The organism is Nonomuraea sp. NPDC005650, assembly GCF_040605375.1.
Taxonomy (GTDB): Bacteria; Actinomycetota; Actinomycetes; order Streptosporangiales; family Streptosporangiaceae; genus Nonomuraea.
This window is the reverse complement of the sequence record NZ_JBEXCR010000020.1, coordinates 61,452-79,338: the sequence shown is the minus strand read 5'-3', so window position 1 is coordinate 79,338 and position 17,887 is coordinate 61,452. Positions and strand designations below refer to the sequence as shown.

Here is a 17,887-nt window from a genome sequence, read left to right as displayed (position 1 = left end):
GCGCGGGGGCCGCGGTCGCCGGGAGACCTCATGTTGCGAACGAACAAGCTCGTCGGGCCGCTGGTCGCGGTCCTGCTGCTGACGACCGCCTGCTCCGGCGAGGAGCCCGGCTCCGCCACGGGGTCGAAGGGCACCGTCAACATCGACATCCACGGCTGGGTCGGGTACGAGGCCCAGGCCGCCGTGCTGGCGTACCTGCTCGAACACGAGCTGGGCTACACGGTGCACAAGCGGACCATGAAGGAGGGCGATTCCTGGGAGGATTTCGAGGACGGCAAGGTCGATGTGATCGTCGAGAACTGGGGACACAACGACCTGAAAAAGAAGTTCATCGAGCAGAAGCAGGTGGCCCTGTCGGCCGGGCTCACCGGGAACCAGGGCATCATCGGGTGGTACGTCCCCGAGTGGATGGTCAAAAAATACCCCGACATTACGGACTACCGAAACCTCAACAAGTACGCACATCTATTCCGTACTGACAAAACCGGAAATGCCGGACAGGTTCTGGACGGAGATCCGACCTTCGTGACGAATGACGAGGCTCTGATCAAGAACCTCGGGCTCAATTACCGGGTCGTCTACTCGGGCAGCGAGGCGGCGCTGATCAAAGCGGCCGAGTTCGCCACCAAGAATCGGACGCCGCTGCTGATGTATTTCTACGAGCCGCAATGGCTGTTCACCAAGGTCAAACTGGTCAAAGTAGCACTTCCGCCCTACGCCCTCGGCTGCGACGACGACACGAAGAGGGTCGCCTGCGACTACCCGCCGTACCTGCTCGACAAGATCGTCAGCAAGAAGTTCGCGCAGACCGGCGGCAAGGCGTACGAGCTGGTCCGCAACTTCATCTGGACCAACGACGACCAGAACGCCGTGGCCAGCGACATGATCAACGAGAAGATGAGCGCCGAGCAGGCCGCCGAGCGGTGGGTGCGGGACAACAAGATCGTGTGGAAGGACTGGATCCCCCGATGAGGCACGACGTCGTTTCAGCCTAGGCTGAACTCATGGCTCCTTCCGACGACCGCGAGCACACGCTCGACTGGGTCGAGCGTGTGGCGACGTTCTGCGGCGAGGCCTGGGGCCTGGCGCCCATCACCGGCCGGGTCCTGGGCTGGCTGCTGATCTGCACCCCCGCCGAGCAGTCCGCGGGCGAGATCGCCGACGCGATCGGGGCCAGCCGGGCGTCCATGACGTCCAACCTGCGCCTGCTGACCTCCATCGGCCTCGTCCGGCGCCGCACCCGGCCGGGCGAGCGCACCACGTACTACCGCATCGAGGACGACGCGTTCGAGAAGGTCGTGCGGCAGCGGCTGGCCTCGTTCGCCGCGTTCGGGGAGATCGCCGAGGAGGGGCTGAGGCTGGGCGGGGAGGACGAGGAGCGCGCCCGGCGCATCCGCTCGGCCCAGCGCTCCATCGCCCTCCTCACCGAGCGGGTGTTGTGACGCCCTACCGGTCGAGTCGCTGGTAGAGGCGTACCGACAGGGCGAAGAACACGACGGTGATCACCACCGGCCAGACCACCGCCATCAGGACGGCGTGCTGGGCCACCCACGAGTCGCCGCCCCAGCCGGGGTTCCCGAAGAGCTCCCTGGCCGCCGCGACCGTGGACGACAGCGGGTTCCACTCCGAGATCGCCCCCAGCCAGCCCGGCATCGTGCCGGGCGCGACGAAGGCGTTCGACAGGAAGCCGACCGGGAACTCCAGCATCTGGATCGCCACCACCCCGCCCGGGTCCCTGGTCAGCAGCCCCAGGTACATGCCGGCCCAGAGCAGCGAGAAGCGCAGCAGGAGCAGCAGGCCCGCGGCGCCCAGCGCGCCCGGAAGGGATGCCGGCCGCCAGCCCACCGCCAGGCCGCAGGCCAGCAGCCCGGCCAGGATCAGGACGGAGTTGAGCAGGTCCGCGACGGCCCGGCCGACCAGCACGGCCGAGGGCGCCATGGGCATCGAGCGGAAGCGGTCGGTGACGCCCTTGGAGACGTCGGTGGTGACGGCGATCATGGTGGAGCTGAGACCGAAGAGCATCGTCATGCCGTACATGCCGGGCATGAGGAACTCGAAGTAGTCGGCCCCCGCGGGCACCTCGACCGCACCGCCGAACAGATAGCCGAAGGCCAGCGTGATCATCACGGGGAAGAGCACCCCGAACACCACCGTCATCGGCTGGTTCGCCCAGTGGATCAGGTCGCGGCGGGCGACGGTCCAGCCGTCGGCCAGAGCCCATCTCATTTCGTGCCTCCTCCGGCGCCGGTGAGGTTCAGGAAGACTTCGTCGAGCGTGGGGCGGCGCAGCGCGACGTCCTCGACCTCGATCCCGGCCGCCGACAGGGCCGCGAGCGCCTGCGTGAGCGCCCGCACCCGCTCGCCCACCGGCGCGCTCACGTGCCCGGTGTCCCGGTCGGCCTCGGCCGGCCCCGACGCCACCCCGCCGACGATCGCGGCGGCCTCGTCGAGCCGGGCCGGGTCGTGGACCACCACGTCGAGCCGGTCGCCGCCGAGCTTGGACTTGAGCTCGTCCGGCGTGCCCTCGGCCACCACGCGACCGCCGTCGATCACCGAGATCCGGTCCGCGAGCTGGTCGGCCTCCTCCAGGTACTGCGTGGTCAGCAGCACGGTGGTCCCGTCCGCGACGAGGTCGCGCACCGCGCGCCAGATCTCCGTGCGGCTGCGCGGGTCCAGCCCCGTCGTCGGCTCGTCCAGGAACAGCACCGGCGGCGCCAGGATCAGGCTGGCCGCGAGGTCGAGCCTGCGCCGCATGCCGCCCGAATACTCCTTGGCCGGACCCTTGTGGTCCAGCCCGAACCGCTCCAGCAACTCCTCCGCCCTGGCGCGGGCCTTCGACGGGCCCAGGTGGTAGAGGCGGCCGAACAGCTCCAGGTTCTGCCGGCCGGTCAGGATCTCGTCCACGGCGGCGTGCTGGCCAACGAGGCCGATGCTGCGGCGTACCTGCCGGGGCTGGGCCGCCACGTCGAACCCCGCCACCTCCGCGCGGCCGCCCGAGGCGCGCAGGAGGGTCGTGAGGATGCGGACGGCCGTGGTCTTGCCCGCGCCGTTGGGGCCGAGCAGGCCGCAGACCGTGCCCCGGCCCACGTCGAGGTCGATCCCGTCGAGCGCCGCCTTCTCGCCGTACTTCTTGCGCAGGTTCTGCGCGAGCACCGCCGGCATGCGTGTCCCCTCCCTTGTGTCGTACGGCGTACCGTACAGCATACGGTTCGATGCGGGCAACCGTACGGTGTACCGTACATATGTGACCGTTGAGTACTCGGGAAAGGGCGACCCCGCGCGCAGCCTCGCGCTGCTCTGGCGCACCAGCGAGCGCGCCAGCCGCAAGGGCAAGCCCGAGCTGAGCGTCGACCGCATCGTGCGCGCGGCCATCGAGGTGGCCGACGCCGAGGGGCTGCAGGCGCTGTCCATGCGCCGCGTGGCCGAGCGGCTGGGCGTCGGGACGATGTCGCTCTACACGTACGTGCCGGGCAAGCCCGAGCTGTTCGACGTCATGCTCGACACCGTCTACGGCGAGACACCCAGGCCGCAGGACGTGCCCGGGGGCTGGCGGGTTCGGCTGGAGCAGATCGCCAGGGAGAGCTGGGCCCTCTACCTGCGCCATCCGTGGCTGCTGCAGGTGGCGGCCAGCCGCCCGGTGCTCGGCCCGAACGTCACGGCCAAGTACGACTACGAGCTGCGCGCCGTGGACGGCATCGGGCTCACGGACCTGGAGATGGACTCGGTGATCACGCTGGTCGCCGGGTTCGTGCACGGGGCCGCGCGCGGCGCGGTGGAGGCGGCGCAGGCCGAGAGCCAGACGGGCATGAGCGACGAGCAGTGGTGGGCCGCGCACGCGCCCTTCCTCAGCCGGATCGCCGACGCCGCCCGCTACCCCACGGCCTCGCGCGTGGGTCAGGCGGCGGGCGAGGCCCTCAACGCCGCCTACAGCCCGGAGCACGCCTTCGAGTTCGGCCTGCAGCGCGTCCTGGACGGCGTCGAGGCCCTGGTGAACCGCCGCTCGGCCTGAGCCCCGACACCACGGTTCAGCCCGATAGGGCCCGCTCGTAGGCCAGGAGGGTGTCCACGAACATCCGCCGCTGCTCCGGCGTGAGCGGCCCCAGGGCCTCGCGCCAGGCCTTGGCGCCGTAGCCGAGCCACTCGTTGATCGACCCGTGGTGCCGGTCGGCGATGCTCACGATCGTACGGCGCCGGTCGGCGTCGTCCTCGCGCCGGTCGAGGACGCCCTTCCTGCTCAGGTCCCCCACCATCAGGCTGACCGTCGCGGGCGCCACCTCCAGCCGGGCCGCCAGCTCGTTCACCGTCATCGGCCCGTCGAACAGCAGGTAGGCCAGCAGCGACAGGTGCCGGGGTGCCAGGGACAGCGACTGCAGCTCACTGGGCACCCCCAGCCGCTTGGCCCGCCCGACCATGCGCGGCATCAGCAGCAGCAACGTCCTGATCCCGTCGTCCACACTCAAGCCGTCTGTTGACATGTCGAACACCTTGATGTCTAAATTAGCTTTGCTTGCAAAGCAAATACGAAGCCTCGTCCAAGGATATGACGTGACCGATTTCAATCAGCAGGTGATCGAGGAGTTCCGGGCGAACGGCGGCAAGGTGGGCGGCATGTTCGAGGGCGCGCCTCTCGTGCTGCTCACCACCACCGGCGCGAAAACGGGCCGGCGGCGCACCAACCCGGCCGTCTACCTGCGGGACGGCGAGCGGGTCCTGGTGTTCGCCTCCAACGCGGGCGGCGCCGCCAACCCGGCCTGGTACCACAACGTGCTCGCCAACCCGAGGGTGATCGTCGAGCTGGGCGCGGAGAGGTTCGCGGCCAGGGCCGTGCCGCTCGAAGGCGAGGAGCGCGACCGCCTGTACGCCCGGCAGGCCGCGATCGACCCGGCCTTCGCCGCCTACCAGGCGAACACCGAGCGGGTCATCCCGGTCGTCGCCCTCTACCCCGAGCTCGAACGGCTGGCGGCGTTCGGGGACGAGCTGGTCAGGATCCACGACCACCTCAGGGGCGAGCTGGCCAAGGTCCGCCGAGGGGCGCCCGCCGACGACCTGCGGGCGTACTGTCTGGCCTTCTGCGACGCGATGACCTTCCACCACAACGGCGAGGACCGGGTGGCGTTCCCGCACCTGGAGAAGCTCTTCCCGGAGCTGAAGGAGCCCCTCGACCGGCTGCGCGCCGAGCACGCGGTGATCGCCGGGCTGGTCGCGGAGCTGCGGGAGGCCACCGAGCCGGCGACGCTGGAGCGCATCGCCGGCGAGATGGAGGCTCACTTCGCCTACGAGGAGGAGCAGCTGGTGCCGGTCCTCAACTCGCTGGAGAGCGTCCCCTGGGCTTAGCGCACGGGCGCGGCACGCAGCCGCACGACGTGCTCGACCAGCGAGATCAGCGTCGCCTTGACCGAGTCGCGGTTGCGGGCGTCCGTACGCACGATCGGCACGTGCGGCGAGAGTGCGAGCGCCTCCCTGACCTCCTGTTCGGCGTGCGGGAACTGCCCGTCCCAGCCGTTGACGCCGATGACGAACGGCAGCTTCGCCTCTTCGAAGTAGTCGATCGCGGGGAAGCTGTCGGCCAGCCGGCGGGTGTCGAGCAGCACCACCGCGCCGATGGCGCCGCGCACGAGGTCGTCCCACATGAACCAGAACCGGTGCTGCCCGGGCGTGCCGAACAGGTAGAGGATCAGGTCGCGGTCGAGCGAGAGGCGGCCGAAGTCCATGGCCACGGTCGTGGTCTGCTTGTTGGGGGTGAGACCTAGGTCGTCGATGCCCGCGGACGCGTCCGTCATCACCGCTTCTGTGGTGAGCGGAAGGATCTCGGACACCGCCCCCACGAACGTCGTCTTACCGACGCCGAACCCACCGGCGACGACGATCTTCGTCGACGTCAGCCCGGGGCTAGAGCCTGCGTAGTCCACTGAGCACCCTTTCGAGCATGTTGAGGTCTGGCTGTCCCTGGCTGAGGTGTGGCTGGTGCAGGCGGACAAGCCCTTCGTCGGACATGTCCGCCACAAGCACCCTGGCCACTCCCAGCGGAACACGGAGCAGGGCCGAGATCTCGGCGACCGACCGGAACGACCTGCACAACTGCATGATGGCCTCCTGCTCAGGGGTGAGCAGGGCCATCTCGTCGTCCGGGATCGACATCGACGAGATCAACGTCTCCATCGCGAGGTGGTAGCGCGGCTCGGACCGGCCACCTGTCACCGCGTAAGGACGGAACAGGGGCTCTTCGTCCCCGGCTCCGTCAACGCCGTACACGGCCCTCTCCCATCAGTTCCATCACATCACCGGGTCCTGGCGGCCTGGAGTTCGGCACGCAGGGCCGGCGTGAGCGCCTGTCCGGCCCTGTCCACCAGCAACGTCATCTGGTACGCCACCAGGCCCATGTCGCAGTCGGGGCCCGCCAACACCGTCAGGACGGAGCCGTCGCTGATCGCCATGACGATCAGCAGCCCGCGCTGCATCTCGACGACGGTCTGCGTCACAGACCCGCCCTCGAACACCCTGGACGCCCCCACGGTCAGGCTCAGCAGGCCCGCGGAGACCGCGGCGAGCTGGTCGGCCCGGTCCGGCGGGAAGCCTTCAGAGGCGGCCAGGCACAGGCCGTCGGCCGACACGACGACGGCGTGCGCGACTCCGGGCGTGTTACGCACGAAGTCCGTGATCAGCCAGTCGAACTTGTTCGCCTCGTGGCTAAGGGTTGTCACGCATCCTCCCCGGCGGGACGCTCACTCACTCTGTTCCTCCTGTCCACGTACTTCCTGGCGGCCCCGTCGCACACCCTGCTGGTAGCTGGCCATCCGGCTACGCATCCGGTCCGCCGAAACGGGCGGCATCGGAGCGGGCCGCTGCGGCTGCTGCGGCTGCGCCTGCTGGCTCGCCGTACCGGGAACCAGGTTGGCCTTGGGGGTGCGCTTCGGGAGCCCGGCGGCGGTCATGCCGCCGAGGCTGGGCTCGGCGGCAGCGGCCGCCGCGCGCCAACCGGCGTCGGCCGCCGTTCGCCACGCTTCCTCCCCAGAGGGTACGGCTTGCGAGGGCTTGTCCTCACCATCTCCGGGCACCTGTGCCGCCGTCTCCTCCGGCGGCCTGCGGAACCAGGCGGACTCCACCGCCGCGAAGATCGGCAGGAACTCCTCCTGCTCCTGCTCCATGGGCGACATCTCGACCGAGGGCGTCGGGTCAGGTCTGCGCACGTCGTTCGTGGGATACGACGGGAGCTGCGGAGACGGCGGAGGCGTCTGGAACGCGCCATTTCCAGATGGGTAGGAGCCCGGGTTGTTCGGGAGGGGTGGGAAGCCGCCCGAGTCGAGCGACGGCGTCTGCCTGCGGTACGAGCCACCGTCGGTGTCGGCGGTGAATCCGTTCACACCCGCCCTGCCGGGGTCCGAGTGGAACGGCGAGCTGTCGTACGAGCGTGGTCCGGAGGTGCTGTCGTACGAGTGCGGTCCCGGGGTGCTCTCGGGGGCCGGGAAACCGTGCCTGGGGGCGGGCCCGTTGGGACGCCGCCCGCCGTCGAAGGAGTCGAAGCTGCCGAACGACCTGAACGTCCCGTTCTGGGTCCCATTCTGGGCCCCGTTCTGCACGGGCGGGCTCGCCGGGGTCGACACGGTTCCGCCGCCGAACGCGGGCCGCTGCGGCAGCGGCTGCTGCTGCGTGCCGTCGGCGATCAGGGAGGGCGGCAGCAGCACCATGGCGATCAGGCCGGCGCCCTCGCCCCTCCTGAGCTGGACCCGGATGCCGTGGCGCAGCGCCAGGCGGCCGACCACGAACAGACCCATGCGCCGGGAGACCGACACGTCCACGACGGGCGGCTCGGCCAGGCGGCGGTTGGCCTCGGCCAGCTCGTCCTCGGTCATGCTGATGCCGGTGTCGCTCACCGACAGCAGCGCGCCGCCGCCCTCGATGAGGCTGCTGGTGACGACGACCGGGGAGTTGCTCGGGGAGAACTGGATGGCGTTCTCGACCAGCTCGGCGACCAGGTGGACCAGGTCGTTCGCGGCGCTGCCGAGCACGGAGGTGCCCCGGTGCACCTTGACCTGGACGCGCTCGTAGCCCTCGACCTCCGACAGCGCGGCGCGGACGACGTCGACCAGCTTGGCCGGCTGGCTGCGCCGGCGGGTGGCCTCGTGGCCGGCCAGAACCAGGAGGTTCTCGGAGTTGCGGCGCATGCGGGTGGCCAGGTGGTCGAGCTTGAACAGGTCGGCCAGCCGGGTGCCGTCCTGCTCGCCCTTCTCCAGGCCGTCGATCAGCGAGATCTGCCGCTCGACCAGCGTCTGGGTGCGGCGCGAGAGGTTGACGAACATCGAGCTGATGTTGCTGCGCAGGTCGGCTTCCTCGCCCGCCAGCCGCACCGCCTGCTGGTGCACCTGGTCGAAGGCCCTGGCGACCTCGCCGATCTCGTCGTTGCCCTCGACCTCGATGGGCCGTACCTCGCCCACGGACGCGTCGCCGCTGGCCCGCAACCGGTGCACCACGTCGGGGAGCCGGAAGCCGGCCACCTCCAGCGCCTCGGTCCGCAGCCGGCGCAGCGGGGTGACCATGGAGCGGGCGATGGCCACGGTGAGCAGCAGGACCAGCAGCAGCAGCGCCAGGATCAGGATCCCCGCGATGATCGCGCTGCTGATCTCGGATTCGCGCAGCTCCTTGCTGCGCAGGCTCACCTCTCCGGCCAGCTGCTGCTCGACGCCGTGCAGCACGTCGATGGCCACGGAGTTCTCGTTGAACCACTGCTCGCGGCTGCCGTTGGCGGAGATCAGGTTGTCGCTGATCCGCGCGCCCGGCGCCCGGCCGCTGGCCAGCGTGACCGCGCGCGACTTGGTGAGCTGGACGTTGACGTACTCGGGCTGGGAGGTGAGCGCCTTGGACAGCTTGAGCCCGACCTCGACGCCGGCCTCCGCGCCGACCTCGGAGATGTCGCTCTGCTCGCGGGCGTTGGAGGCGATGAACTGCTCGACCTCCTTGGCGTCCACGCGCTGGGTGTCGTAGGACGCCTGGAGCAGTTGGACGCGCTGCCGGGAGATCTCCTCCTTGGCCGCGGCGAGCGCGCCCAGGGCGCGGAACTGGCCGATGATCTGCGCGTCTTCGGACAGCAGGCTCAGCTCGTCGTGCAGCTTGAGCAGCGTGTCGGTGAGGAAGTCGTAGCGGATGGTCTCGGTCTGGCCCTCGGCCCGGATCTTCGGCAGCCGGCCCAGGTCGTACTTCGCCTGCTGGGCGGCCTTGACGATGCGGGGGCCGTACGAGTCGTCCATCGTGTCGAGGTCGGCGTTGACGGTCTTGACCAACGCGTCCACCGCGGCCTTGCGCTGCGCGAGCGGCTGCGCGAGCTTCTTGCGCATGGCGCGGTTGGCGCCGATCCAGCCGCCCGTGTCACGCTCCAGCCCGATCGCCTGCAGCAGGTCGCGGATTCGCCCCGCCTGCTCGGCCCCGGTCGCCGTGCGGTCGTAGGCGGCGATGCTCTGGACGGACCCGACGACTCGTGCTCCCCCGAGCACGACTCCGGCCATCGTGGGCACCAGGATGAGGGCGGTGAGCCGCCACCGTACACGCCAGTTTCGCAGGCCCAGGCGTGGCAGTGGCCGCTTTCCGCGGCCCCGCTTCACGGCTGGGCCGCTGTCGGAGTTCCCCGTAGTCACTGCTTCCGCTACCCCTCAATCGTCCCGTCCCCGACGGGCCTAAAAGCCGTCCACAAGGTATCCGCAGGTTCTGACTTACCGGGCATTTCGGACACAATCGTTACATATGTGACCGGCAGTCGTGTGCTGTTGGTTATCGCAGTGCGGCCAGGACTTGATCGCGGACTTGTGCCCTCTGCCCGGCGTCGCTGAGGGGGCGACCGGCGCGATCCACGACATAGAAGACGTCCACCGCCTCCGCGCCGAGAGTCTCCACGCGAGCGGCCCTCACGTCAAGACCGCACTCGCCGAACGCCCGTCCGATACGCCACAGTAGCCCCGGCCTGTCATGGGCCCTGACTTCCACCACAGTGGCGGTCGCGGAGGCGTCGTCGACCAGTGTCACCCGAGGTGGGGCCACAGGTACCCGGGGCGGCCTCATGGCCCGCGTACGGCGGGCCAGCCGCTGCTCGATGTCAAGACGGCCAGCAAGGACGAGACGGAGATCGGACTCCAGTGTCGCAGGGTCGGGCGGGGAGCCGTACTCGGGGATGACGGAGAACTCGATCACCGCGGTGGAGCCCGCGGAGGCGGACGAGGCGGAGCGGACGATGAGCCGGTGCGCGGACAGCACGCCGGCGGCGCTCCAGAGCAGCCCCACCCGGTCGGGGGCGACGACCGTGACCGCTCCCCCGTTGACGCGGACGGCCCCGCCGCCGTGCCTGGCGAGCGCGGTCTGGTCGGCCGACAGGGTCGGCGGCTTGGGCGGCGGCGAGCCGGCCAGCACGGACCTGACGCGGCGCACGAGGTCGGCGACGAGCCCGGCCTTCCAGCTGTTCCAGGCGGCCGGCCCGGTCGCGTTGCCGTCGGCGACCGCGAGCGCGGCCAGCAGGTCGAGGACCTCCCGCGTGCCGACGGTGGCGGCGACCTTCTCGATCGTGACGGGGTCGTCGAGGTCCCTGCGGGTGGCGGTCTCGGGCAGCAGCAGGTGATGGCGTACGACGGTGGCGAGGGTCTCGACGTCCTGCGCGGACAGGCCGATGCGGGTGGCGATGTCGCGGACCACGACCTCGCCGGTGGCCGAGTGGTCCCCCGGCCAGCCCTTGCCGATGTCGTGCAGCAGCGCCCCGATCAGCAGGAGGTCGGGGCGGGAGACCTCGCGGGTGTGGCTGGCGGCGTTCGCCGCGGCCTCGATCAGGTGCCGGTCGACCGTGAAGCGGTGGATCGGGTTGCGCTGGGGACGGTGGCGTACGCGTTCCCAGTCAGGAAGCAGTTTGACAAGGATGCCCGCCTGGTCGAGCTCCTCCCACACGGGCACGGCGGCGCGGCCCGCGCCGAGGATCGACACCAGCGCGTCGCGCGCCTCCTCGGGCCACGGCACCGGCAGGGGAGGCGACTGAGCTGCGAGCACGGACACCGTCGCGGGGGCGAGCGGCAGCCCGGAGTCGGCCGCCGCGGCGGCGGCGCGCAGCACCAGCACGGGGTCCTTGCGGGGGTCGACCCCCCGCGCGAGCACCACTTCGCCGGCGTGCTCGACCACGCCGTCCGCCAGCGGGCGGCGGCCTCGGGGAGCAGGCCCTGACAGGAGCCTGTCAACGGTGCGCCAGGTGCCGTCGAAGGCGTGGGAGATGGTGCGGCCCGCCTCGGCGAGCCGGCGCATGAGCGCCTCGGCGTCGAGCAGGCCGAGCAGCCCCGCCACGGCGTCCTGCTCCTGCAGGACCAGCCGGTCGGTGCCGCGGGCGGTGACGACGTGCAGCGCGTGCCGCACGTCGAGGATGAACTCGTACGCCTCGCGCGCCCTGGGACCGGGCGCCGAGGCGACCCAGGCGGCGGCCACCGCCTGCATGGCCTGGACGTCGCGGAGCCCGCCGCGCCCGTCCTTGAGATCGGGTTCGAGCAGGAAGGCCAGCTCGCCGCTCACCTGGGCGCGCTTGTCGGCCGCCTCGCGCAGCTCGCTGAGCCTGCGCCGGGAGTCGGCCCGCCATTCGGCGAGCACCGCCTCCCTGGCCTTCTTGGTCAGCTCGGGGTCGCCGGCCACGTGCCGGGCCTGGATGAGGCCGAGCACCGCCTTCAGGTCCTGCCTGGCGACGGTCACCGCCTCCTCGACCGTCCGCACGGAGTGGTCGAGGTTGACCGCGGAGTCCCAGATCGGATACCAGATCCGGTCCGCGATCCTGGCCACGTCGGCCCGGCCGTTGTGCAGCAGGACCAGGTCGAGGTCGCTGCCGGGTGCCAGTTCGCCCCTACCGAGGCTCCCGACGGCGACCAGTGAGACATGGTCGCCGTCGCTCGCCGTGCGGAAGAGATCCTTGAGCCAGCGGTCGGTGTCCGCGGCCCGCTCCTTGCGGGCCGCGGCGTACGAACGGGCCTCTCCCCTCAATGCTGTGCCCCCTTGCCGAGCTCCGCCCGGACACCGTCGTCCGGGCGTCGCCGTGGATCCGTCGTGGAATCCCTGTCGCAGGTCACAGGGCTTCTGGGCCCCGTTCTCCCGTGCGAACACGAACGATGGTGTCCACCGGGACGGACCAGACCTTGCCGTCGCCGATCTTGCCGGTGTGCGCCGCCTTGACGATGACGTCGATCACGTCCTCGGTGTCATCCTCGTCCGCGAGGACCTCCAGGCGGACCTTGGGCACCAGGTCGACCTGGTACTCGGCGCCGCGGTAGACCTCGGTGTGGCCGCGCTGACGGCCGTAGCCGCTCGCCTCGCTGACCGTCATTCCCTTGATGCCGAACTGCTCGAGTGCGGCCTTCACGTCATCGAGCTTGAAGGGCTTGATGATCGCCGTGATGAGCCTCATGCGTCCACCTTCTTAGCGACCGGGGCGGAGGGCCCGTTGGAGGAGGTCACGCCGGAGGCGTAGACCGTTCCGAGGTCGTACCCGGTCTCGGCGTGCGTGGTCACGTCAATGCCGGTGACTTCTTCCTCGGTGGTGATCCGGAAGCCCATCGTCTTGTCGATGATCTTCGCGATGACCCAGGTGACGACGAAGGAGTAACCGCCGACCGCGACCGGGCCGAGCACCTGCAGGCCCAGCTGGCCGAAGCCGCCGCCGTAGAACAGGCCCTTGCTCTGCTGCTCCAGGAAGGGGTACGCGGCCAGGAAGCCGAGCGAGACGGCGCCGATGACGCCACCCACCAGGTGCACGCCGACCACGTCGAGGGAGTCGTCGTAGTTGAGCTTGTACTTCAGGCCCACGGCGTAGGCGCAGACGGCGCCGGCGATCAGGCCGATGAGCATCGCCGCCCACGGGTCCACGAAACCACAGGCGGGGGTGATGGCGACCAGACCGGCGATCGCGCCGGAGGCGACGCCGAGGCTGGTGGCGTGCCCGTCACGCAGCTTCTCCACGACGAGCCAGGCGCCCGCGGCGACCGCGGTGGCGATCTGGGTGTTCATGAACGCCAGGCCGGCCGTGCCGTCGACGGCCAGCTCGGAGCCGGCGTTGAAGCCGAACCAGCCGAACCACAGCAGGCCCGCGCCGAGCAGGACGAACGGGAGGTTGTGCGGCCGCATCGGCTCCTTGCGCCAGCCCTGGCGCTTGCCGAGCACGAGACACAGTGCCAGGCCCGCGGCGCCGGCATTGATGTGGACGACCGTGCCGCCCGCGAAGTCCTCGATGCCCATGGTGTTGAGCCAGCCGGTGCCCCACACCCAGTGCGCGATCGGGAAGTAGACGATCGTCGCCCAGATGATGCTGAAGAGGATCCACGCCCCGAACTTCGCCCGGTCCGCGATCGCGCCGCTGATCAGCGCGACGGTGATGATGGCGAAGGTCAGCTGGAAGGCGGAGAAGACCAGGCTCGGCATGCCGGTGCCGTCGTCCTTGGTGGCCGTGTCCACCAGGCTCTGCAGGCCGAGTGCGTCGAAGCCGCCGACCACGTTGTTGATCGCCGAGCTTGGGTTGTCGGTGAAGGCCAGGGAGTGCCCGAAAAGCACCCAGGCTATGGTCACCGTGATGATGGCGCCGAACGACATCATCATCATGTTCAGGACACTCTTCGCCCTGGTCATGCCCCCGTAGAAGAAAGCGAGACCCGGAGTCATCAGCAACACCAGCGCGGTGGCCGCGAGCATCCAGGCTGTGGTGCCGCTATCGATCTTCACGACGCGACCCTCCTTACATGTGACGTGTGGCCACAGCGTGTTCGGCCGGGGTTTCATGACTCGACCAGGCATGTTTCACATTCGTGAATCTCGCCACACTGGTGTTTCGAGCGGGTTTCGGGGTCTTCACACCTCCCTTTTCGGCTCCGCCAAATCAGGCATGAGACACTTAGGTTTGCCTAACCTACGATCAAGGAATGCCGATGCGTCTTCGCCTGGCCGTCGCCGCCATGCTCCCCGTCCTCGCCCTCGCCGCCTGTGGCACCTCCACCTCCTCACAGGAGGCGGGCCCGACCCGGACCGTCAAGCACGCCATGGGAGAGACGAAGGTGCCGATGACCCCCAAGCGGGTCGTGGTGCTCGACACGGACAAGCTCGACACGATGGTCTCGCTCGGCCTGGCGCCCGTCGGAGCGGCGCAGGCCCAGGAGAACCAGAAGTGGCCCGCGTACCTCGGCTCGGCCCTGTCGGCCACCAAGGCGGTCGGCACCCTGCAGGCCCCCAACATCGAGGCCATCATGGCGCTCAAGCCGGACCTCATCCTGGGCACCAAGTTCCGGCAGGCGGCGTTCTACGACAAGCTCAGCAAGATCGCGCCCACCGTGTTCACCGAGAAGGTGGGCATCACCTGGAAGGAGAACTTCCTGCTCGACGCCGAGGCGCTGGGCAAGAAGGACCAGGCCCAGCAGCTGCTGTCGGCGTACGAGCAGCGGGCCAAGGAGGTCGGGGCCAAGTTCTCGAAGCTCCAGGTGAGCATCGTGCGGTTCATGCCCACCGAGATCCGCATGTACGGGCCCGAGTCCTTCAGCGGCATCGTGGTCGGTGACGCGGGCATCCAGCGGCCCGAGGCGCAGCAGCTCGCCGACCAGGCGGACAAGCGCTTCGGGAAGCTGAGCCAGGAGAACATCGCCAAGGCCGACGCCGACGCGGTCTTCTACACGGCGTACGGCGCGGCGGCCGCCAAGTCGCAGGCGGCGGTGACCGGCGGTCCGCTGTGGAAGAACCTGAAGGCGGTCACGTCGGGCAACGCTCACACCGTGGACGACGAGGTCTGGATGACCGGCATCGGTGTCACGGCCGCCGGCAAGATCCTCGACGACCTGGACAAGTACCTCACGCCGCTGGCCTCGTAAGCCCCGCTGACGGGCACCCGGTTGTGCCTGGCCACCGTGCGGAGCGCGTCCGGATCGCGCCCGAGGCTCCCGTGCCCGAGCGTCGGCACCGCGCAGCGCGGGCCGGCCACGATCACCGCCAGCGCCACCTCGTCACCGATGCGCAGCTCGCGCCCCACCCAGTCGTTCTCCACGAACCCCTCCGCCTCCGTCCCGATCACCAGGTTGGGCCGGTAGCGGAGGGCCTCCACGGTGCCGCGCGGGCCGAGCGCGCCGATCCCTCACGCCCGAGCAGCGTCGACAGCTCCTCGTCGCCGGGAACACCGGTGCCCTCGATCGTCAGCAGGCCGCGCCAGAGGCGGGGGTTCTTGGCGCTGGCGATCTTCCCGGTCGCGACGTCGAGCACCGCGCGCACCCGGTCCCCGGCGAGCCCCCGCTCGGTGACCTCGCTCTCGGAGACCTCCTCCCCCAGCATCGACTTGACGGGGTAGCGCCGCAGCGTCTCCAGGTACATGGGGGCGATCCTACGGTCGGCGCCCGAGCCTAGGGGTGGGCCCAGAAGCGGCGAAGATGCGGCACCAGCTCGTCCGCCCGCTCCTCGGGGAAGAACAGCCGCCCGCCCTCGATCTCGACGATCTCCTTGACGCCGGGGATCGTGTCCCGCAGCCATCGGGCCCAGCTCACGTCGAAGAACGCGTCCCCCGTGCCCCAGACCACGAGCGTCGGCACGGTCAGCACGGTGAGCTGCGGCTCGATGGCGATCATGTCCTTGGCGTCGATCGAGGTCAGCAGGCGCTCGAAGGCCCGCCCGCCGCCGGGCTTGGCGAAGATCGGCCGCAGGTACGCGTCCACCACCGCCGCCGGGTCGTCGATCCGCTCGTAGCCCTCCCCGAACGCGGTCTGGGTCAGGAGCTCCGGCTGGTCCAGGACGAGCGCCGTGAGCGCGGCCAGCTCGCCCCTGGCGGCCAGGTCGACCGTGGGCTTGAACGCCTCGGGCGGGGTGTTGGTGTGGACGTCGCAGTTGGTGAGGGTGAGCGTACGCAGGCGCTCGCGGTGGCGTACGGCGAAGACCTGGGCCACGGCGCCGCCGGTGTCGTTGGCGACGAGGTCCACGCCGGTCAGCCCGAGCCCCTCGCACAGCTCCTCGACGGCCTCGGCGAGCGCGGGGATCGACAGGTCGTCGCGCGGGGCGCTGCCACCGTGCAGCGGCAGGTCGATGGCCACGCAGCGACGCTCGTCGCGGAACGCGGCGATGATGTCGCGCCACAGGTGCGAGCTGGTGCCGACGCCGTGCACGAACAGGCTGACCGGCCCTTCCCCCACGTCGACGTAGCTGATGCCCTCCATGGGTTCCTCCTTGGCAGATTACAAACCGACTGTCGGTCTATGAAATTACCGACTGACAGTCGGTTTGTCTAGAGTGGTCGCATGAACCTCAAGGCGGAACGCGGCGCGGCAACCCGCGAAAGGGTCCTGACGATCGCCACGCGGCTGTTCGCCGACCGGGGCTACGACGACACCTCGATCGAGGTGGTCCTGCAGGAGTCGGGGCTGAGCCGGGGGGCGCTGTACCACCATTACGCCGGGAAGGACGCCCTCTTCGAGGCGGTCCTGGAGGCCACGGAGTCCGCCATCGGCGACAAGATCGTCGAGGCCGTCCGCGGCGTCACCGACCCGGCGGCGGCCCTGCGCGCCGGCGTGCTGGCCTGGATCTCACTCGCCGGAGACCCGGTCATCCAGCGCATCATCCTCATCGACGCGCCTTCGGTGCTGGGCTGGGAGCGGTGGCGGGCCATGGAGGAGCGCTACTCGTTCGGGATGCTGAAGGCGGCACTGGGGGCCACGGGGGCGGTGCCTGAGGAGTTCCTGGACCTGCACGCGCACATGCTGCTGGCGGCCATCAACGAGAGCGTCCTCATGGTGGCGCGCGGCGGCGACCACACCACAGCGGTAGCCGCCGTCGAAGACTTCCTCCGCCGCATCCTCCAGGCGTAGCCCGACGGCACCACCACGCCTCACCCACGCCCGCCACCCCAAAGCGCGGCGGTTGGCGCGGAAAGCCCCGGGCAGCGCGAAAACCCCGGGCGGCGCGGGAAGCGCGGCCCGGGGTGGTCGGGTCAGGCGGCTGCTGTGGCCATCTTGCGGAGGCGGGCCAGGGCGTCGCGTTCGATGCGGCGGGCGCGGTCGCGGCCGATGCCGTAGCGTTCGCCGACCTCCGTCAGCGTGTGCTCGCGCCCGTCCACCAGCCCGTACCGCCACCGCAGCATCTCGCTGGTGTCACCCTCAAGCCCCGTCAGCCACTGGTCCAGGCGCTCGCGCTCCAGGATGTCGATGGCCTGCTGCTCGGGATCGGCCCACGTCTCGTCGGCGATCATGTCGCCGAGCTCCGTCTCGTCCTCGTCGCCCACCCCGAGCTGGAGCGAGACCGGGTCGGAGGCCCAGCGCCGCAGCTCGCGTACGCGCTCGATCGGCAGGTCGAGGATCTCGGCGAGATCGTCGTCCGTGGGCTCGGCGTCGAACTCCGCCAGCAGGTCGCGGCGGACCCGCATCAGCCGCGTCATCTGCTCCCCCGCGTGCGTGGGCAGGCGCACCGGGCGGGCCTGCTCGTGGATGGCACGCCCCACCGACTGCCGGATCCACCACGTCGCGTACGTGGAGAACTTGTACCCCCGCCGGTAGTCGAACTTCTCCACCGCCCTGACCAGCCCCAGGTTCCCCTCCTGGACCAGGTCGATCAGGGGCATCCCCCGCCCCGAGTATTTCCTGGCCACCGCCACCACCAGGCGCAGGTTGGCCTGGATGAACTCGTCCTTCGCCCGCTGGCCGGAGACGGCCAGCCGCTCCAGCTCCTCGTCGGCCGCGTCCCCGATGCGCGGCTCCGAACCCCCACTGTCGAGCAGCTGCTCGGCGAAGAGACCCGCCTCGATGCGCTTGGCGAGCTCCACCTCTTCCTCCGCCGTGAGCAGCGGGACCCGGCCGATCTCAGCCAGATATGTCCCCAGCAGATCGCGCTCGGCGATGTGCTGCTCCTGCGTGCGACTCCCCGTAGGCCTTGCCATCCCC

General features: G+C 70.1%; 20 protein-coding genes. 6 read left to right on the top strand and 14 right to left on the bottom strand.

The features are described from left to right. Window positions 1-30 precede the first annotated feature (30 nt). Entirely contained in the window at window positions 31-972 is a 942-nt protein-coding gene (locus ABZS69_RS32330; RefSeq protein WP_355379116.1) for an ABC transporter substrate-binding protein, read from the top strand. A gap of 32 nt (window positions 973-1,004) precedes the next feature. Next, window positions 1,005-1,442: a helix-turn-helix domain-containing protein gene (locus ABZS69_RS32325; RefSeq protein WP_355379115.1), complete on the top strand. Its 438-nt coding sequence runs from the start codon at window positions 1,005-1,007 to the stop codon at window positions 1,440-1,442. A gap of 4 nt (window positions 1,443-1,446) precedes the next feature. Here the strand turns inward: ABZS69_RS32325 and ABZS69_RS32320 are convergent, their stop codons facing one another. After that, window positions 1,447-2,226 carry an ABC transporter permease gene (locus ABZS69_RS32320; RefSeq protein WP_355379114.1) on the bottom strand — a complete coding sequence of 260 codons (780 nt, stop codon included), beginning with the start codon at window positions 2,224-2,226 and terminating at the stop codon, window positions 1,447-1,449. Continuing rightward, on the bottom strand, window positions 2,223-3,161 hold the full coding sequence (locus tag ABZS69_RS32315) for an ATP-binding cassette domain-containing protein (RefSeq protein ID WP_355379113.1): 939 nt from the start codon (window positions 3,159-3,161) through the stop codon (window positions 2,223-2,225). The genes ABZS69_RS32320 and ABZS69_RS32315 overlap by 4 nt, the downstream gene beginning before the upstream one ends. Before the next feature lie 82 nt (window positions 3,162-3,243). Between ABZS69_RS32315 and ABZS69_RS32310 the strand changes: the two genes are divergently transcribed. After that, a complete protein-coding gene (locus ABZS69_RS32310) occupies window positions 3,244-4,008 on the top strand; it encodes a TetR/AcrR family transcriptional regulator (RefSeq protein ID WP_355379112.1) in 765 nt (254 codons plus the stop codon). Between the two features lie 16 nt (window positions 4,009-4,024). Here the strand turns inward: ABZS69_RS32310 and ABZS69_RS32305 are convergent, their stop codons facing one another. Further along, window positions 4,025-4,474: a MarR family winged helix-turn-helix transcriptional regulator gene (locus ABZS69_RS32305; RefSeq protein WP_355379110.1), complete on the bottom strand. Its 450-nt coding sequence runs from the start codon at window positions 4,472-4,474 to the stop codon at window positions 4,025-4,027. A 70-nt stretch (window positions 4,475-4,544) separates the two neighbouring features. Here ABZS69_RS32305 and ABZS69_RS32300 point away from each other — a divergent pair, with 70 nt between their 5' ends. Then, window positions 4,545-5,333, top strand: coding sequence for a nitroreductase/quinone reductase family protein (locus ABZS69_RS32300; RefSeq protein ID WP_355379109.1), 789 nt, complete (start codon window positions 4,545-4,547; stop codon window positions 5,331-5,333). On the opposite strand, the gene ABZS69_RS32295 is transcribed toward ABZS69_RS32300, so the two are convergent. The 7 genes from ABZS69_RS32295 to ABZS69_RS32265 form a co-directional block, all read right to left on the bottom strand. Beyond that, the gene (locus ABZS69_RS32295; protein WP_355379267.1) at window positions 5,330-5,881 is read right to left on the bottom strand and encodes an ATP/GTP-binding protein; all 552 of its coding nucleotides are present in this window, start codon (window positions 5,879-5,881) and stop codon (window positions 5,330-5,332) included. The two genes, ABZS69_RS32300 and ABZS69_RS32295, sit on opposite strands and share 4 nt — an antisense overlap. 7 nt (window positions 5,882-5,888) lie before the next feature. Then, window positions 5,889-6,251 (bottom strand): DUF742 domain-containing protein, encoded by a 363-nt coding sequence (locus ABZS69_RS32290; protein WP_355379108.1) that lies wholly within the window; start codon window positions 6,249-6,251, stop codon window positions 5,889-5,891. Between the two features lie 26 nt (window positions 6,252-6,277). Beyond that, window positions 6,278-6,700 carry a roadblock/LC7 domain-containing protein gene (locus ABZS69_RS32285; protein WP_355379106.1) on the bottom strand — a complete coding sequence of 141 codons (423 nt, stop codon included), beginning with the start codon at window positions 6,698-6,700 and terminating at the stop codon, window positions 6,278-6,280. Window positions 6,701-6,721: 21 nt separating this feature from the next. Next, window positions 6,722-9,496: a nitrate- and nitrite sensing domain-containing protein gene (locus ABZS69_RS32280; protein ID WP_355379105.1), complete on the bottom strand. Its 2,775-nt coding sequence runs from the start codon at window positions 9,494-9,496 to the stop codon at window positions 6,722-6,724. A 262-nt stretch (window positions 9,497-9,758) separates the two neighbouring features. Beyond that, complete coding sequence (locus tag ABZS69_RS32275) at window positions 9,759-11,984, bottom strand: [protein-PII] uridylyltransferase (protein WP_355379104.1); 2,226 nt, start codon at window positions 11,982-11,984, stop codon at window positions 9,759-9,761. Between the two features lie 82 nt (window positions 11,985-12,066). Then, on the bottom strand, window positions 12,067-12,405 hold the full coding sequence (locus ABZS69_RS32270; RefSeq protein WP_355379103.1) for a P-II family nitrogen regulator: 339 nt from the start codon (window positions 12,403-12,405) through the stop codon (window positions 12,067-12,069). Continuing rightward, window positions 12,402-13,712, bottom strand: a complete 1,311-nt coding sequence (locus tag ABZS69_RS32265) for an ammonium transporter (protein WP_355379102.1) — start codon at window positions 13,710-13,712, stop codon at window positions 12,402-12,404. Before ABZS69_RS32265 ends, ABZS69_RS32270 begins: the two co-directional genes overlap by 4 nt. A gap of 203 nt (window positions 13,713-13,915) precedes the next feature. Here ABZS69_RS32265 and ABZS69_RS32260 point away from each other — a divergent pair, with 203 nt between their 5' ends. After that, the gene (locus ABZS69_RS32260) at window positions 13,916-14,845 is read left to right on the top strand and encodes an iron-siderophore ABC transporter substrate-binding protein (RefSeq protein WP_355379101.1); all 930 of its coding nucleotides are present in this window, start codon (window positions 13,916-13,918) and stop codon (window positions 14,843-14,845) included. Here ABZS69_RS32260 and ABZS69_RS32255 read toward each other — a convergent pair. The 3 genes from ABZS69_RS32255 to ABZS69_RS32245 are packed head-to-tail and all read right to left on the bottom strand — an operon-like array spanning window position 14,743 to window position 16,171. Continuing rightward, window positions 14,743-15,075: a hypothetical protein gene (locus ABZS69_RS32255; protein ID WP_355379100.1), complete on the bottom strand. Its 333-nt coding sequence runs from the start codon at window positions 15,073-15,075 to the stop codon at window positions 14,743-14,745. The two genes, ABZS69_RS32260 and ABZS69_RS32255, sit on opposite strands and share 103 nt — an antisense overlap. Then, a complete protein-coding gene (locus ABZS69_RS32250) occupies window positions 15,042-15,338 on the bottom strand; it encodes an MOSC N-terminal beta barrel domain-containing protein (protein ID WP_355379099.1) in 297 nt (98 codons plus the stop codon). Before ABZS69_RS32250 ends, ABZS69_RS32255 begins: the two co-directional genes overlap by 34 nt. Before the next feature lie 29 nt (window positions 15,339-15,367). Next, window positions 15,368-16,171 carry an alpha/beta hydrolase gene (locus tag ABZS69_RS32245; protein WP_355379098.1) on the bottom strand — a complete coding sequence of 268 codons (804 nt, stop codon included), beginning with the start codon at window positions 16,169-16,171 and terminating at the stop codon, window positions 15,368-15,370. 81 nt (window positions 16,172-16,252) lie between these two features. Here ABZS69_RS32245 and ABZS69_RS32240 point away from each other — a divergent pair, with 81 nt between their 5' ends. Beyond that, window positions 16,253-16,819 carry a TetR/AcrR family transcriptional regulator gene (locus tag ABZS69_RS32240; RefSeq protein WP_355379097.1) on the top strand — a complete coding sequence of 189 codons (567 nt, stop codon included), beginning with the start codon at window positions 16,253-16,255 and terminating at the stop codon, window positions 16,817-16,819. A gap of 122 nt (window positions 16,820-16,941) precedes the next feature. On the opposite strand, the gene ABZS69_RS32235 is transcribed toward ABZS69_RS32240, so the two are convergent. Next, window positions 16,942-17,883: a sigma-70 family RNA polymerase sigma factor gene (locus tag ABZS69_RS32235; protein WP_355379096.1), complete on the bottom strand. Its 942-nt coding sequence runs from the start codon at window positions 17,881-17,883 to the stop codon at window positions 16,942-16,944. Window positions 17,884-17,887 lie beyond the last annotated feature (4 nt).